Raw genomic sequence first — 14,953 nt, 5'->3', positions numbered from 1 at the left:
GCACCAGCATCGGCCCATAGCGCCGCGCCACCTCGGGCCCGGTGCGCTGGCCCCGCAAGGCCATGACATCGGGCGCCGTCGCCACCGCCGCCGCACCCCACAGCTGCACCCACTCCGCCAGAACCCAAGGCCCGGCGACCGGGGCGCCTTCGGGCGGCAGGTAAACACGCGCGCGCCCCTGCGACAGCGGCAAATCCCGCGTCACATAGCCAAAGCCGCCCTCATAGAAATCCAGCCGTGCGACATCCTCGGCGCTGGCGCCGCGCAGCAGCCCCCCGTGCGCGCTTGCGCCCGCCGCGGCGCGGATCACCGGCCAGGGCCCCTCGGCCGACCACAGCACCTCATGCCCCGGCAAAACCGCAGGCTCCAGCGCCACATCACCGCGCCCCAAGACCGCCGCCAGCAGCGGTGCATGGCACAGCGTGCCGTAGAAGAACAGGTCTGTCACGTCCAGCGCCGCCCCGCCTGCCCGGCCAGCAAACCGCAGATGATGCCGCCCACCAGCGCCGTGCCCACGAATTCCAGCGAGGCCATGCGCGTCACATTATCCGCCGCGATCTGGAACACATTGGTCACCGCCTCCAGCGGGCCGGAATACATCTGGTTGGTGGCGCGGCGCAGCATGTCCAGCGTCGAGAAATAGATAAGGCAGGCCACCACCATCACCACCGTGGTCAGCAGCCCGCTATTCGCCGTCTCGATGCGCCGCTCCGCCGTGCGCGGCCCCATCACCAGCCAGCCACATAGCAACCCGATCAGCATCGACATGCCGTAATAGCTGCCGGGCATGTAATCGCGCTCCAGCTCGAACCGATAGATCCCTGCCAGAATGAAGGCGAGTATGGCGAAAAAGATCGCCCCGGCGAGTTTTCCAGCTGTCGGCATCACCCCTGCCCGGCACCCCGGCTCAGGGGCGCATCATCGAAATCTGCGTCACATCGCAGTTTCCGCCCTCAAAGGCCCCGGCGCAAGAGCAAAGGTAGAAATTCCACATCCGGCGAAAGCGCTCGTCAAAGCCCATGGCCTTCACCTCGGGCCAATGGCGGTTGAACCCGGCATGCCACAGCCGCAGGGTGCGGCTATAGCTGCGGCCAAACTCCACCGACCCCTCATGGCGCAGCCCCGCCTGCGCGATCTGCGCCGCCAAGGCCGAGGGCGACGGCAGCATGCCGCCCGGAAAGATGTATTTCTGGATGAAATCCACCGATTTGCGATAGCTGGCAAAGCGGTGATCCGGCACGGTGATGATTTGCAGATTGGCCTTGGCGCCGGGTTTCAGGCAGGTGTGCAGCGTTTCAAAATAGGCGGGCCAATAGGCCTCGCCCACGGCCTCGAACATCTCGATCGAGGCGATGCCGTCATAGCGCCCGCGCTCGTCGCGGTAATCTTGCAGCCTGATCTCCACCTGATCGGCGAAACCCGCCCGGGCGATCCGCGCCATGGCATAATCGCGCTGCTCCCGCGAGATGGTGAGGCAGGTGAGCCGCATCCCCGCCCGCGCCGCATGTTCGGCAAAGCCGCCCCAGCCGCAGCCGATCTCCAGCAGGTGATCGCCGGGTTTCGCGCCGATCCGGTCCAGCATCATCTGGTATTTCGCGGCCTGCGCCTCGGCGAGGGTTTCCTGCCCGGTGCCGAACAGCGCCGAGGAATAGGTCATGGTTTCATCCAGCCAGAGGCCATAGAAATCATTCCCCAGATCATAGTGATAGGCGATGTTGCGCCGCGCCTGCGCCTTGGAATTGCCGCGCAGCCAATGCCGCATCCGCTCATAGGCCCGCACGAGGCCCATGCCCGGAAAGCCGTCATTCACCCGGTTGTTCTGCGGCAGCTGGATCAGATCAAGGAAAGCCATCAGATCGGGCGTATCCCAGTCGCCATCCAGATAGGCGTCGCAAAAGCCCAGCTCGCCCTCGCGGATCAGCCGCGCGAAAACATCATTGTCGCGCAGCCGCAACGTGGCCTGCGGCCCCGGCGCCGCCCCTTCGGCCACGAAACTGCGCCCGTCCGGCAAGATCACCTCCAGCCGCCCGGCCCCCAGCCCCGCCAGCACGCGGCGCACCTGCGCCAGATAGCGCGGCTCCGCCAGATCGGTCGCCGTCAATCCGATGGTCATCTGTCACCTCCCCCGAGGATCGTGTTTATATGGTTGCGCAAGCGGGCCTGCGGCTCAAGCAATTCCTGTGGCCTGCGCGGCGGCATCGCGCTGCGCATAGGCCTCCAGCGCCCGCGCCCGCCCCGCCTCCAGCGCGATCAGCTTTTGCGGATAGGGCGCGCCGGGATCGAGCCGCCAGCGCTTTGGCACGGCAGCATAGAAATCCAGCGCGGCCTCCCCCGGCGCGCGCGACAATTCCGCCAGCCAGCGGCGGCGATAGCGCCCCTCGGCGTCGAATTTCTCGGCCTGCCCTTCCGGGTTGAAGATGCGGAAATAGGGCGCCGCATCCGGCCCCGAGCCCGCCACCCATTGCCAGCCCATCGCATTGGCGGCCGGGTCCCAGTCGGTCAGGCAGTCGGCGAACCAGTCGAGGCCGATCTTCCAATGCGTCATCAGATGCTTGGTCAGATAGCTCGCCGCGATCATCCGCGCCCGGTTGTGCATGGTGCCGGTCACATACATTTCCCGCATCGCGGCATCCACGAAAGGCTCGCCCGTCATGCCGCGCCGCCAGGCCTCGGCCTGCTCATTTTCGCCGTGCCAGGGGAAGCCATCCCATTCATCGCGCCAATTGGCATGGGCGATCTGCGGCGTGTGATACATGAGATGCCAGGCGAATTCGCGCCAGACCAGTTCCTTCAGGAAATGCTCGGCCCCCGCCGCGCCCGCCTGCATGGCGGCAAAACCGGCCTGCCAGATCTGGCGGGGCGAAATCTCGCCATAGGTGAGGTTTTCCGACAGGCGCGAGGTTGCTTCGCGGCCCGGAAAATCCCGCGCGGCCTTGTAGGCATCGACCCGCTCGGCGATGAAATCCGCCAGACGCCGCGCCGCCGCCGCCTCACCAACCGCCTGATATTTCAGGCAGACCGAGGCGCCGCGCCGCATGGCCGCGCCCATCTGCCATGCCTCCAGCCGGTCACTGGCGGGCCAGCGCTCTGGCGCGCGCAGCGCCTTGGGCGCAGGGAGGGCCGCACCGATGGGCCGATCTTTCACCGCTTTCCAATAGGGCGTATAGACCCGGTAAAACCCGCCCTGCCCGGTCTCCACCGACCATGGCTCATGCAGCAGAAAGCCGGGATGGCTGACCGCCTCCAGGCCCTTGGCCTTCAATGCCGCCTTCACCGCGCTGTCGCGCGCAATCCCCGCCGGATCATAGGCCCGGCTCCAGTGAACGCCCGCAGCACCTGTTTCAGCCAGCACAGCCTCCAGCACCGCCAGCGCCGGCCCGCGCCGCAACACCAACTGGCTGCCCAAGCCCGCCAGCTGCGCCGCGAAATCCGCGATCGACAGACCCAGCCGCCACTTGGCCGCCGCGCCGATCGCCTCGGTCTCCGGGTCCAGAATGACCAGCGGAACCACCGCCCGCCCCGAGGCCACCGCCGCCGCCAGCATCGGATGATCCGCCAGCCGCAAATCCCTGCGGAACCACAATATCAAAGGGGCATCAGTCATCACGGCCTTCGGAATCGCAAACATTCCAAATCATTACGCCGAATGCCGCCCTGCGGATCACTCCGTTTTTCATCTTGGCCCAAATATCCGCAGGGGGTGAGGCCTGAAAGGCAGAGGGGGCGCGCGCGCCCCCTACTTCCCGCGCAAATGCCGCAGCACCGCCAGCCGGATCGCCGTCGCCAGCCCGGTCTCCGCGCCGCGCCCCTCGTCAATATCCGCAGCCAGCTGGTTCAACGCCAGGCCTTGTGCCGCCGCCATCTCGCGGAAGGCCTGCCAGAACTCGTCTTCCAGGGATACGCTGGTGCGATGCCCCCGCAGCGTCAGGGATCGCTTGACCGGGCGGCTGTCATAAAGCGGCGTCATGCGCCGTCGTCCTCATCGTCACACTCGCGGGCATGGCCCGCATGGTCACGGGCAGATTTCTCTGCCCGCGCCGTGTCCAGATCGCGTTCGGCCTTGCTCCGGCCAAACTTCGCGGCATTGGCGTCGCCCTCCGCCCGCTTGGCCGCGCGCGCCTTTTCCTTGCGGAACCGGTTGAGGTTGACGATCTCTGCCATGATGCCCCCGAGATCAGCCCTTGGGCGAAATCATGTCCTCGGGCCGCACCACGCGGTCAAAGGTTTCTTCGTCCACAAAGCCCAGGGCAATCGCCTCTTCCTTCAGGGTCGTGCCGTTCTTGTGCGCGGTCTTGGCCACCTTGGTCGCATTGTCATAGCCGATGGTCGGCGCCAGCGCCGTCACCAGCATCAGCGATTCCTTCATCAGCTTGTCGATCCGCGCCACATTGGCCTGGGTGCCCACCACCATGTTATCGGTGAACGATCCCGCCGCATCGCCCAGAAGCTGCATGGATTGCAGCACGTTATAGGACATCATCGGGTTATAGACGTTCAGCTCGAAATGGCCCTGCGACCCGGCAAAACCCACCGCCGCATCATTGCCCATCACATGCGCACAAACCATGGTCAGCGCCTCGGCCTGGGTCGGGTTCACCTTGCCCGGCATGATCGACGAGCCCGGCTCATTCTCCGGCAGGATCAGCTCGCCCAGACCCGAGCGCGGGCCAGAGCCCAGCAGGCGCAGGTCATTGGCGATCTTGAACAGGCTTGCCGCCACGGTTTTCAGCGCGCCCGAGAACATCACCATCGCGTCATGCGCGGCCAAGGCCTCGAACTTGTTCGGCGCGGTGATGAACGGCAGGCTGGTGATCTCGGCGATCTGCGCCGCCACGCGGGTATCCCAACCCACGCGGGTGTTCAGCCCCGTGCCAACAGCCGTGCCGCCCTGCGCCAGTTCATAGATATGCGGCAGGCACAGTTTCACGCGCTCGATCCCGCGCTCCACCTGCTTGGCATAGCCGCCAAACTCCTGCCCCAGCGTCAACGGCGTCGCATCCTGCGTATGGGTGCGGCCGATCTTGATGATGTCCTTGAACTCTTCCGCCTTGGCAGCCAGCGCCTTGTGCAGCTTTTCCAGCCCCGGCAGCAGCACATCGCGCGCCATCATGCCAATCGCCACATGCATGGCGGTGGGGAAGGTGTCGTTCGAGGACTGCCCCATATTCACGTGGTCATTCGGGTGAACCGGCTTTTTCGAGCCCATCACCCCGCCCAGCATCTCGATCGCGCGATTGCTGATCACCTCATTGGCGTTCATGTTCGACTGGGTGCCCGAGCCGGTCTGCCACACGACCAGCGGAAAGTTGTCGTCAAACTTGCCGTCGATCACCTCGGTCGCGGCGGCGGCAATCGCATCGGCGAGATCGGCAGGCATGTCGCCCTGCGCCTTGTTCACCAGCGCGCAGGCCTTCTTGATCACGCCAAGCGCGCGGATGATCGCAACCGGCTGACGCTCCCAGCCAATCGGGAAATTGATGATCGAGCGCTGCGTCTGCGCGCCCCAATACTTGTCGGCAGGAACCTCCAGCGGGCCAAAGCTGTCGGTTTCGGTGCGGGTGGCAGTCATGGGCAAGCCTCCATTCGAATGCGCCCCCCTCATAGGCAAGCCCGGCGCGGAAATCAATCGGTATGCAAAAGTATACCGTTAACGCGATGCCCGCGCCTTCGCGCTTGCCCCCGCCCGCCCCCGCTTGTAAAAAGACCCAAGCCCGCCAGCAAAGGACCAGCCATGAGCATCAATGCCCCGGAAACCCAAGTTGTCACCCGCTGGAAAGTGGCCTGCGACGGCGGCGAGGGTGCGCTTGGCCATCCCCGCGTCTGGCTGTCGATCCCGCAGGATACCGGCGTGGTGGAATGCGGCTATTGCGACAAGCGCTTTGTGATCGACCGCGACCACGCCCACGACGACCACTGATCGCCGCGATGCGCGGGGTCGGGCGCGGGCTGGCGGCAACGCTGGCCGCGCCCTTTCTCGTTCTGGCGCTGTGGTTTCTGGCAAGCCTTGCCGGGGCGCTGCTGCCCGGCCATGTCACGCCGCAGCCCGGCCCGCAAATACATGAAATCCGCCTGATCGGCACGGCCATTCACTACGATCTGGCGCTGCCTCTCACGCCCGAAATCCGCGCACGCTTCGCCTTTGCGCAAAGCGCAGGCGTGCCGCTGCAAGACCCGAGCGCCGCTTGGCTGCTGATCGGCTGGGGCGCGCGCGGCTTTTACACGCAGGCGGGCAGCTATGCCGATCTGCCCCTCGCCGCCACCGCCCGCGCGGCCTTTGGCGATGCCTCGGTGGTCCGGCTGGAGGTCTGGCCCGGTTTCCGCCCCGACGAGGTGCCGCAAACCCGGACCCTCCACCTCTCCGACGCAGGGCTGGCCGCGCTGCTGGATCACATCACAGCCGAAATCGGCCCGCCCCTGCCCGGCGCCAGCCTCAGCGGCACCGATGCGTTTTTCCACGGCCAGACCCGGTTTTCCGCGCTCAGAACCTGCAATGTCTGGCTGGGCGAGGCCCTGCGCAAGGCAGGCCAACCGCTTGGCGCATGGACCCCCACCCCACAAGCCCTGCGCCTGTCGCTCTGGTGGAACGGCTGACCCCAGACCCGATTTTTCGCAGAAAAATCGCGCTCTTCCGTCAAAACGCCTTGCCCGTCAAAACGCCTTGCCCCTCAAAACGCCTTAAAGGTCATGGTGGTCAGCGTCCGCACAATGCCTGGAATGTCGAACAAGCGCTCCGACAGGTAATGCCCGACATCCTCGCCCTCGGGGATATAGACCTTGGCGATCAGGTCATATTCCCCCGAGGTCGAATACAGCTCGCTCACCACTTCGCGGTCATAGATCGCATCGGCCACCTTATAGGTCTGGCCGGGGGTGCAGCGAAACTGGACAAAGACGCAGGTGGTCATGAACTTCTCCCTTTTCATGCCACCTTAAGCCCTTGCAAGCCGGGCGAAAAGGCCCCTCACCGCCAGTCCAGCACCACCTTGCCGGAAAGGCCTGACCGCATCACCTCGAACCCCTGCTCGAAATCGCCCGCCTTGAAGCGATGGGTGATCACCCGCCGCACATCAAGGCCGTTTTCCAGCATGGCGATCATCTTGTACCAGGTCTCGAAAATCTCGCGCCCGTAGACGCCCTTGATGGTGATGGCCTTGAAGACGATGCGGCTCCAGTCCACCGGGCTTTTGCCGGGCGGAATGCCCAGCATGGCAATGCGCCCGCCCATCACCAGCGCCTCGACCATCTGGTCCAGCGCGCGCTGGTTGCCGCTCATCTCCATGCCCACATCAAAGCCCTGGCTCATCTTCAGCCGCGCCTGCACCTCGCGCAGATCTTCGCGCGCCACATTCACCGGCACCACATCGGCCACTTGCGCCGCCAGCTCCAGCCGTGCCGGGTTCACATCCGTAATCACCACATGCCGCGCGCCCACATGCCGCGCCACCGCCGCCGCCATGATGCCAATCGGCCCCGCGCCGGTGATCAGAACATCCTCGCCCACCAGATCGAAACTCAGCGCCGTATGCACCGCATTGCCGAGAGGGTCGAGGATCGCCCCGATCTCGTCATCAATCGCATCGGGCAGCGGCACCACGTTGAAGGCGGGCAGGCGCAGATATTGCGCAAACGCGCCCTGCTCATTCACCCCGATGCCCCGCGTCTCCGGGTCCAGATGAAACTTGCCCGCCCGGCTTTGGCGCGAGTGGCGCCCGATCAGATGCCCCTCGCCCGAGCAGCGCTGCCCCACCGCCAGATCGGTGACATTGCGCCCGATCTCCACGATCTCGCCCGCGAATTCATGCCCCGTCACAAGCCCCACCGGCACGGTTTTCGCCGCCCAGTCATCCCAGTTCCAGATGTGAATATCGGTGCCGCAAATCCCGGTCTTGTTCACCCGGATCAGCACATCCTCCGGCCCGATCTCCGGCACCGGACGCTCCACCGCCCAAAGCCCGACCTCGGGCTTCACCTTCGCCAAAGCCTTCATCTGATTGGTCATGCCAAAGCCCCCACTGCCTTGCCCGCCGCGCTGAAGGCGTCGAGCGCAAAATCCAGATCATCGCGGGTCAGCCGCGCATTCATCTGCGTGCGGATGCGCGCCTGCCCCTTCGGCACGACCGGGAAAAAGAACCCGGCCACATAGACGCCCCGCTCATACAACGCCGCCGCCATGGCCTGCGCGAGCTTCGCCTCCCCCAGCATCACCGGCACGATCGGGTGTTCCCCCGGCAACAGCCGGAACCCCGCATCTTCCAGCCCCGCCCGCCAATAGCGCGCATTTTCAAACAGCTGCGCCCGCAGATCATCGGCCGCCTCCACAATCTCCAGCGCCGCCAGCCCCGCCGCCACCACCGCAGGCGGCAGCGCGTTGGAGAACAGATACGGCCGCGCCCGCTGCCGCAGCAGATCAATCACCGGCTGCGGCCCAGCAATATAGCCGCCCAAAGCGCCGCCAAGCGCCTTGCCCAAAGTGCCGGTCAGAATATCGACCGAGACCCCGGCATGGGCCGGCGTCCCGCGCCCCTGAGGCCCCATGAAGCCCGTCGCATGGCAATCATCCACCATCACCATCGCGCCATAGCGGTCGGCCAAAGCCTTGATCTCGCCCAGCTTCGCCAGATAGCCATCCATCGAGAACACGCCATCGGTGGCAATCAGCACAAACCGCGCCCCATCCGCCCGCGCCGCCTGCAACTGCGCCTCCAGATCCGCCATATCGGAATTGGTGTAACGATAGCGCCTGGCCTTGCACAGCCGGATGCCGTCGATGATGCTGGCATGGTTCAGACTGTCCGAGATCACCGCATCCTCGGGCCCCAGCAGCGGCTCGAACAGCCCGCCATTGGCATCGAAACAGGCGGCAAACAGGATGCTGTCCTCCATCCCCAGAAACTGCGCCAGCCGCGCCTCCAACTGCCGGTGCAGGTCTTGCGTGCCGCAGATGAAGCGCACCGAGGCCATGCCATAGCCCTGCCCCTCCATCGCCGCCCGCGCCGCCGCCACCAACCGCGGATCATCCGCCAGCCCGAGGTAATTATTGGCGCACAGGTTCAACAACTTGCGCCCCGCCACCTCGACATGGGCGCCCTGCGGCCCATGGATCAGCCGCTCGCGCTTGAGCAAGCCCTCCGCCTCGATCCCCGCCAGCACCTCGCCCAGATGCGCCAGAAAAGCCGCCTTCCCCGAATCCGTCATCCCGCCCTCCATATCCGTTATACTGGAAACATGCCGCAAAACCGGAAACTCGTCAATATAGCGGAACAAATCCGTCAAAACGGATATCGTCATTTTCTGTTCAAAAATATCCTCGGGGGTGTGGGGGCAGACAGCCCCCACTGCCACCGTCTCAGCTATCCTGCACGATCAAAATCGCCCGCGCCGCCCCCGCAGCCCGGATCGCATGCGCTCGGTCCGCCGCATAGCGCGCGGTATCGCCCGGCCCCAGATCCTCGCCCGCCTCGCCGCTTTCCACCCGCAACGCCCCTTCGATCACCGCCAGATGCTCGCGGCAGCCCGGTCGATGCGGGTCGGAAACCAGCGCCGCCCCCGGCGCGAAGATCAGCTCGTAAACCTCGTGATGCCCCACCGCCTCGGGGGCCGAGAGAATGCGGATCGTGACGCCATCGCCCCGCCCGGCAATCACCGGCGCCGCCTGCGCCCGGATCACCTCGATGCCGGGGCGCGGCTGGCCCTCCAGCAGCCCCGCGAAATCGACCTGAAGCGCCTGCGTCAGGTTCCACAGCGTCGCCACCGTGGGCGAGCTTTCGCCGCGCTCGATCTGGCTCACCATCGAGCGGCTGACACCCGACAGTTTGGCCACCGCATCAAGGCTCAACCCCCGCACCCGCCGCGCCTCGCGCAGCGATTGGGCCAGCCGGTCGTGAATATCGGAACGATTGCTCATGGCCCATCCTTGCGCCAGCCCGCGCTTGCCGTCAATCTGCCCGCACAACCGGAGGCCGCAATGCCCGTTCTGACCACAGATTTCGCCGAAGTCTCGCTGCAAGGCTGGCGCCTGTCGAACAATACATGGGGGGTCGGCACGGCGGTCAACGGCACCGATTACACCCAGACCATCCGCTATGGCACCACCCTTGCAGGCACGGAATTTGACTGGAATTACGGCAGCTTGCGCGCAGGCGTTCTGGCCTATCCCGAGCTGATCCTCGGCGCGAAGCCCTGGGATGCCAGCCGCGAAAACGCCCTCACCACCCGGCTCGACGCGCTGCGCCAGCTTGAGGTCACGCTTGACCTGTCGATGCGCGGCGCCACGCAGGATTTCAACCTCGCCTTCGATCTCTGGCTCACCTCCGCCCGCGCGGGCGGGCCGGAAACCATCACCACCGAGGTCATGGTCTGGCTCCATCGCGGCGCGCTGGCCGAAGGCATTGGCGAAACCCTGCGCTATGAGGCGGATGGCATCTCCGCCGACATCCTGCTGCGCGAGGGTCATCAATCCGAGCCCGGCGGCCCAAGTTGGCGCTATGTCGCGGTGCTGCTGGATGAGACGACGCTCACCGCCTCCGTCGACCTCGACGCGATCCTGCGCCACCTGATCCGCATCGGCTATGTCTCGGGCCGCGACTGGCTCTCCGGCCTCGAATTCGGCGCCGAGGTGGTGGGCGGCGCAGGCTGCTTCACCCTCAACGACCTCAGCGCCGAAACCGGGCGCTACCGCGTCACGCGCGGCGCCGACCGCCTGCTGGGCACGGCGGAGAATGACCTGATCCATGCCCGCGCCGGGGCCGATACCCTGACCGGCGGCCTGGGCGCCGATTGGCTCACCGGCGGCGCCGGGGCCGACACTTTCGTCTATCGCCGCAGCGCCGACAGCCGCCCCGGCGCCGCCGACCGTATCACCGATCTGTCACAGGCCGACCGCATCGACCTGCACCGCATCGACGCCGACACCACCCGCGACGGCAACCAGAGCTTTCACCTGGCCGAAACCTTGGGCGCGCCGGGCGCGCTGGTCCTGCGCGGGGCCTGGCTTCTGGCCGATACCGATGGCGATGGCCGCGCCGATTTTCGCCTGCATGCGCAAACCAGCCTCAGTGCCGAAAGCCTGCTGCTCTAGGACGCCCCCAAATTTTCGACAAAAATTTGCTTGCCTCCGGCAAGACGAAAATTTGCTCTCCGCCGGCAAGGCGAAACGTCGATCACGTCCCGCAAAAGGTGCGGAACCCCGCCACGAATTGCGCAGGTGCCGGCAGCGCATAGGCCTCCAGCCCCGGCCGCGCGCCAAAGGGCGCCTTGACCACGGCCAGCAGCGCCTCGAACGGCGCCAGATCGCCCGCCTCTGCCGCAGCCAGGGCCTCTTCCACCTTGTAATTCCGTGGGATGTAGACCGGGTTGGCCGCCGCCAGCCGCGCCTGCCAATCGGGCGCCCGCGCGGCCTCCCATCCCGGCAACCACGCCTCCAGCGCCGCGCGCTCAGCCCAGGCCCCGCGCAGGGCCGGTTCGCTCAGGCTGCGAAAGCCGGTGGTCCAGTCGGTGCCCGCCAGCGCCGCCACAAAGCCATCCGCCAGCGCCGCATCCGGCGCCGCCAGCCCCAGCTTCTCCGCCATCACCGCCAGCCATTCCGCCCGGTAAATCCCGGCGATCCCGTCGAGCCGCGCATTCGCCACTTCCACCGCCCGCGCCTCATCGGCATCGAACAGGCTCACCAGCGTCTCCGCCAGCCGCGCCAGATTCCACGCGAGGATCAGCGGCTGATTGCCATAGGCATAACGCCCCTGATGGTCGATCGAAGAAAACACCGTGCCGGGGCTATAGGCCTCCATGAAGGCGCAGGGCCCGTAATCAATCGTCTCGCCCGAGATCGTCATATTATCGGTGTTCATCACCCCATGGATGAAACCAAGCCCCATCCATTGCGCCACCAGCCGCGCCTGACGCTGCACCACCCCATCAAAGAAGGCGAGGTAAGGATTTGCCGCCGCCGCGCATCCGGGGTCATGCCGCGCGATGGCATAATCGGCCAACCGCCGCAGCATCTCGGCCTGCCCGCGCGCCGCAAAGAACTGGAACGTGCCCACCCGCAAATGGCTCGCCGCCACCCGCGTCAGCACCGCGCCGGGCAAGGGCCGCTCGCGCAGCACCTGCCGCCCGGTCGCCACCGCCGCCAAGGCGCGGCTTGTGGGCACGCCCAGGGCCGCCATCGCCTCGCCCATCAGATATTCGCGCAAGACCGGCCCCACCGCCGCCCAGCCATCGCCCCGCCGCGCAAAAGGCGTGGGGCCCGAGCCCTTCATGGCAATGTCGCGCCGCCGCCCCGCCCGGTCGATCACCTCGCCCAGCAAAAGCGCGCGCCCGTCGCCCAGCTGCGGCGAGAAGCCGCCAAACTGATGGCCCGCATAGGCCTGGGCCAAAGGCGCGGCCCCTTCCGGCACCAGATTGCCGGAAAACACTGCCGCCGGGTCCAATCCCTCCGGCAGACCCAGCTCTGCCGCCAAAGCGGCATTGAACGCCAGAACGCGCGGCGCCGGGGCCTTGGCGGGCGCCTGCGCCACATAGGCCCCGGCCAGATCGCGGGCATAGCTGTTGTCAAAACGCCAATCCATCCGCGATCCTCCCGGGTTGCGCCCTTGGGATATGGCCCGCGCAAGGCCATAGGGCAAGGGATCAGCGACGCAGGAACAACGGCACCAGCACGAACAGCACCGCCAGCCGCACCAGATGATGCACCGCCACAAAGGCCGGATCATAGCCCAAGGCCAGACCCATCGCCGCCATCGCCTCCACCCCGCCGGGGGCGAAAGCCACCCAAAGCTGGCCCAGCGGCAAGCCCGTCACCGCCGCCACCAGCGCCGCAAAGGCCAAGGACATCAGCGCCGAAACGCCCCCCGCCACCAGCGCCGCCCCCAGATAGCGCAGCATGAGTGCCGCATTCAGCCCCGAGAAGCGCGCGCCAATGGTCGCCCCGGTCAGCGCAAAGCCCGCAAACAGCGCCCAGCCCGGCAACAGCCCATGCACCAGCTCTGCCCCATGCGCCACGCCGCTGACGGCAAAACCCGCAATCAGCCAGGCCGCAGGCAGGCCCAGCCGCGCCAGCGCCCAGCCGCTGACACTCGCCACCGCCAGCAGCAGCGCAAAGGGCAGCAGCCCCATCGCCACATGCACCGGCAGCACCGGCGCCTCGACCAGCGCCCAGAGCAGCACCGGCAGCACCGAGGCCAGCAGCAACAGGCGCAGGCTCTGGATCACCATGATCGCACTGGCATCGCCCCGCCCTTCCTCGGCAATCGCCAGCGCATAGGACATCGCGCCGGGGCTGGTGGCCAGCACCGCCGTCTCGCGCCCGATGCCAAAGCCGCGCCGCAGGATCAGCGCGCCCACCCACAGCGTCACCGCCAGCGACAGGCACAGCACCGCCAGACTGAAGCCCCAATGCCCCAAATCGGCCAGAATGCCGGGGCCAACCCCCGATCCCAGCGACAGGCCAATGGTGGCAAAGCCGAAATTGCGCAGATGCGGGTCCATGCGCAGCCGCATCCCCGCCGCCGCCGCGACCGAGGTCGCCACCGTCGCTCCAATAAGTGCAGCGGCGGGCAAGCCCGCCGCCGTTGCCAACCCCGCGCCCGCCAGCCCAAGGGCCAGCGTCACGCCAAGTTGCTTCACATCGTCATTCATCATCAGCCACAACCGGCATTGCCCGATTCCGCCGGGCCAACCACCACGGCACCACAACCACCGCGATGGACAGACCATAAAGGATCCAGCTTTCCGGGGTCGAGAGCAGGATCTTCCAATCTCCCGCCGAAATCGACAAGGCCCGCCGCAGGTTATTCTCGAACAAACCGCCCAGCACGAAGCCCAGGATCACCGGCGCCAGCGAGAAATCCAGCTTGCGCAGCACCCAGCCAAACACCCCCAGCCCGATGATCAGGAACAGATCGAACGGATTGCCGACGATGGAGTAAATCCCCACGAAAGCCAGCACCGCAATCAGCGGCACAAGGAAATGGGTCGGGATGGTCAGCATCCGGGCAAACAACCCGACCAGCGGCAGGTTGATGATCAGCAGCGCGATATTGCCGATATACATCGAGGCCACCAGACCCCAGGCAATCTCCGGGTTCTGGCTGAACAGCATCGGCCCCGGCGTCACGTTGAACATCATCAAGGCGCCCAGCAGAATGGCGGTGGTGCCCGAGCCGGGAATGCCCAGCGTCATCATCGGCACCATCGCACCGCCTGCCGCGCCGTTATTGGCCGCCTCGGGCGAGGCCAGCCCGCGCATGTCGCCCTTGCCGAAGCTGTCGGCATTGGGTTCCGCCATGCGCTTTTCCACGCCATAAGCCACCGCCGAGGCGACAGAGGCCCCCGTGCCCGGCAAGACCCCCACGATGAAGCCGATCATCGAGCCGCGCAGGATCGCCCATTTGGTGAACAGGATGTCATCCCAGGTGGTGCGGCTTTTATCCACCGGCAGGATCGTGGTCTTGCCGCGCGCCTGCTCCTCCACCAGATGAAACAGCTCTGCCAGACCGAACAGACCGATCACGACGACCAGGAAGTCAATCCCCGCCAGCAGATCGGGAATGCCAAAGGTATAGCGGTTCACCCCGGTATTGGCGTCCACGCCAATCGTCACCAGCATCAGGCCGATCAGCGCGCCGATCAGCGTCTTGACCGGGTTCGCCCCCACCAGCGAGGCCAGCGTCGCGAAAGCAAAGACCATCAGCGCCACATAATCCGACGGCTGGAAGCCCACGCCATAATTCGCCAGCGCCGGGCCGAACAGCGTCATCAGCACCACCGCAATCGTGCCGCCGATGAACGAGGACCAGGCCGAAAGCGACAGCGCCTTGCCCGCAAGGCCCTTCTGCGCCATCGGATAGCCATCCAGCGCCGTCAGCACCGCCCCCGCATCGCCCGGCACGTTCAGCAGGATCGACGAGATTCGCCCGCCATATTCGGCGCCATAGTAAATGCCAGCCAGCAGGATCAG

The 14,953-nt window shown here is 66.2% G+C and carries 17 protein-coding genes; 3 read left to right on the top strand and 14 right to left on the bottom strand.

Annotation, left to right across the window (positions count from 1 at the left end):
* The 7 genes from JNN06_RS05005 to fumC form a co-directional block, all read right to left on the bottom strand.
* Positions 1-448: gamma-glutamylcyclotransferase family protein (locus tag JNN06_RS05005; RefSeq protein WP_291238492.1), on the bottom strand; the 448-nt coding region annotated here is incomplete at its 3' end.
* Positions 445-885, bottom strand: a complete 441-nt coding sequence (locus tag JNN06_RS05000; protein WP_291238491.1) for a TrgA family protein — start codon at positions 883-885, stop codon at positions 445-447. The genes JNN06_RS05005 and JNN06_RS05000, both read right to left, overlap by 4 nt.
* A 22-nt stretch (positions 886-907) precedes the next feature.
* Positions 908-2,113, bottom strand: a complete 1,206-nt coding sequence (locus JNN06_RS04995; RefSeq protein WP_291238490.1) for a cyclopropane-fatty-acyl-phospholipid synthase family protein — start codon at positions 2,111-2,113, stop codon at positions 908-910.
* A gap of 54 nt (positions 2,114-2,167) precedes the next feature.
* Positions 2,168-3,607, bottom strand: a complete 1,440-nt coding sequence (locus tag JNN06_RS04990) for a deoxyribodipyrimidine photo-lyase (RefSeq protein ID WP_291238494.1) — start codon at positions 3,605-3,607, stop codon at positions 2,168-2,170.
* Positions 3,608-3,736: 129 nt separating this feature from the next.
* Positions 3,737-3,967 carry a ribbon-helix-helix domain-containing protein gene (locus JNN06_RS04985; protein WP_291238489.1) on the bottom strand — a complete coding sequence of 77 codons (231 nt, stop codon included), beginning with the start codon at positions 3,965-3,967 and terminating at the stop codon, positions 3,737-3,739.
* On the bottom strand, positions 3,964-4,161 hold the full coding sequence (locus tag JNN06_RS04980; protein WP_291238488.1) for a DUF4169 family protein: 198 nt from the start codon (positions 4,159-4,161) through the stop codon (positions 3,964-3,966). Before JNN06_RS04980 ends, JNN06_RS04985 begins: the two co-directional genes overlap by 4 nt.
* Before the next feature lie 13 nt (positions 4,162-4,174).
* A complete protein-coding gene (gene fumC, locus JNN06_RS04975; protein ID WP_291238487.1) occupies positions 4,175-5,569 on the bottom strand; it encodes a class II fumarate hydratase in 1,395 nt (464 codons plus the stop codon).
* A gap of 162 nt (positions 5,570-5,731) precedes the next feature.
* Here fumC and JNN06_RS04970 point away from each other — a divergent pair, with 162 nt between their 5' ends.
* Positions 5,732-5,917, top strand: a complete 186-nt coding sequence (locus tag JNN06_RS04970) for a zinc-finger domain-containing protein (RefSeq protein WP_291238486.1) — start codon at positions 5,732-5,734, stop codon at positions 5,915-5,917.
* 8 nt (positions 5,918-5,925) lie between these two features.
* Positions 5,926-6,591 (top strand): DUF2459 domain-containing protein, encoded by a 666-nt coding sequence (locus JNN06_RS04965; RefSeq protein ID WP_291238485.1) that lies wholly within the window; start codon positions 5,926-5,928, stop codon positions 6,589-6,591.
* A gap of 74 nt (positions 6,592-6,665) precedes the next feature.
* On the opposite strand, the gene JNN06_RS04960 is transcribed toward JNN06_RS04965, so the two are convergent.
* The 4 genes from JNN06_RS04960 to JNN06_RS04945 form a co-directional block, all read right to left on the bottom strand.
* Entirely contained in the window at positions 6,666-6,905 is a 240-nt protein-coding gene (locus JNN06_RS04960) for an Lrp/AsnC ligand binding domain-containing protein (protein WP_291238484.1), read from the bottom strand.
* A 56-nt stretch (positions 6,906-6,961) separates the two neighbouring features.
* Positions 6,962-7,999 (bottom strand): L-threonine 3-dehydrogenase, encoded by a 1,038-nt coding sequence (gene tdh, locus JNN06_RS04955; RefSeq protein WP_291238483.1) that lies wholly within the window; start codon positions 7,997-7,999, stop codon positions 6,962-6,964.
* Entirely contained in the window at positions 7,996-9,195 is a 1,200-nt protein-coding gene (locus JNN06_RS04950; protein ID WP_291238493.1) for a glycine C-acetyltransferase, read from the bottom strand. The genes tdh and JNN06_RS04950 overlap by 4 nt, the downstream gene beginning before the upstream one ends.
* Before the next feature lie 151 nt (positions 9,196-9,346).
* Positions 9,347-9,904, bottom strand: a complete 558-nt coding sequence (locus JNN06_RS04945) for an XRE family transcriptional regulator (RefSeq protein WP_291238482.1) — start codon at positions 9,902-9,904, stop codon at positions 9,347-9,349.
* Positions 9,905-9,964: 60 nt separating this feature from the next.
* Between JNN06_RS04945 and JNN06_RS04940 the strand changes: the two genes are divergently transcribed.
* Positions 9,965-11,077: a hypothetical protein gene (locus JNN06_RS04940; protein WP_291238481.1), complete on the top strand. Its 1,113-nt coding sequence runs from the start codon at positions 9,965-9,967 to the stop codon at positions 11,075-11,077.
* A gap of 82 nt (positions 11,078-11,159) precedes the next feature.
* On the opposite strand, the gene JNN06_RS04935 is transcribed toward JNN06_RS04940, so the two are convergent.
* The 3 genes from JNN06_RS04935 to JNN06_RS04925 form a co-directional block, all read right to left on the bottom strand.
* Entirely contained in the window at positions 11,160-12,563 is a 1,404-nt protein-coding gene (locus JNN06_RS04935) for a protein adenylyltransferase SelO family protein (RefSeq protein ID WP_291238480.1), read from the bottom strand.
* Positions 12,564-12,624: 61 nt separating this feature from the next.
* Complete coding sequence (locus JNN06_RS04930) at positions 12,625-13,635, bottom strand: AbrB family transcriptional regulator (RefSeq protein ID WP_291238479.1); 1,011 nt, start codon at positions 13,633-13,635, stop codon at positions 12,625-12,627.
* The coding region (locus JNN06_RS04925; protein ID WP_291238478.1) for a tripartite tricarboxylate transporter permease at positions 13,625-14,953 on the bottom strand (1,329 nt) is incomplete at its 5' end. The genes JNN06_RS04930 and JNN06_RS04925, both read right to left, overlap by 11 nt.

It is taken from the genome of Gemmobacter sp., from assembly GCF_016792925.1.
In the GTDB taxonomy this organism is placed as follows: Bacteria; Pseudomonadota; Alphaproteobacteria; order Rhodobacterales; family Rhodobacteraceae; genus Gemmobacter.
The sequence above is the reverse complement of the archived record's forward strand: the minus strand, read 5'-3'. Positions and strand labels throughout refer to the sequence as shown.

Excerpts from the sequence above, each read along its gene's own strand:
- JNN06_RS04980 (WP_291238488.1), bottom strand. The coding sequence starts at position 4,161 with ATGGCAGAGATCGTCAACCTCAACCGGTTCCGCAAGGAAAAGGCGCGC.
- JNN06_RS04935 (WP_291238480.1), bottom strand. The coding sequence starts at position 12,563 with ATGGATTGGCGTTTTGACAACAGCTATGCCCGCGATCTGGCCGGGGCC.
- JNN06_RS04985 (WP_291238489.1), bottom strand. The coding sequence starts at position 3,967 with ATGACGCCGCTTTATGACAGCCGCCCGGTCAAGCGATCCCTGACGCTG.
- JNN06_RS04940 (WP_291238481.1), top strand. The coding sequence starts at position 9,965 with ATGCCCGTTCTGACCACAGATTTCGCCGAAGTCTCGCTGCAAGGCTGG.
- JNN06_RS04950 (WP_291238493.1), bottom strand. The coding sequence starts at position 9,195 with ATGACGGATTCGGGGAAGGCGGCTTTTCTGGCGCATCTGGGCGAGGTG.
- JNN06_RS04960 (WP_291238484.1), bottom strand. The coding sequence starts at position 6,905 with ATGACCACCTGCGTCTTTGTCCAGTTTCGCTGCACCCCCGGCCAGACC.
- JNN06_RS04945 (WP_291238482.1), bottom strand. The coding sequence starts at position 9,904 with ATGAGCAATCGTTCCGATATTCACGACCGGCTGGCCCAATCGCTGCGC.
- JNN06_RS05000 (WP_291238491.1), bottom strand. The coding sequence starts at position 885 with ATGCCGACAGCTGGAAAACTCGCCGGGGCGATCTTTTTCGCCATACTC.
- JNN06_RS04970 (WP_291238486.1), top strand. The coding sequence starts at position 5,732 with ATGAGCATCAATGCCCCGGAAACCCAAGTTGTCACCCGCTGGAAAGTG.
- JNN06_RS04930 (WP_291238479.1), bottom strand. The coding sequence starts at position 13,635 with ATGATGAATGACGATGTGAAGCAACTTGGCGTGACGCTGGCCCTTGGG.
- JNN06_RS04995 (WP_291238490.1), bottom strand. The coding sequence starts at position 2,113 with ATGACCATCGGATTGACGGCGACCGATCTGGCGGAGCCGCGCTATCTG.
- fumC (WP_291238487.1), bottom strand. The coding sequence starts at position 5,569 with ATGACTGCCACCCGCACCGAAACCGACAGCTTTGGCCCGCTGGAGGTT.
- tdh (WP_291238483.1), bottom strand. The coding sequence starts at position 7,999 with ATGACCAATCAGATGAAGGCTTTGGCGAAGGTGAAGCCCGAGGTCGGG.
- JNN06_RS04965 (WP_291238485.1), top strand. The coding sequence starts at position 5,926 with ATGCGCGGGGTCGGGCGCGGGCTGGCGGCAACGCTGGCCGCGCCCTTT.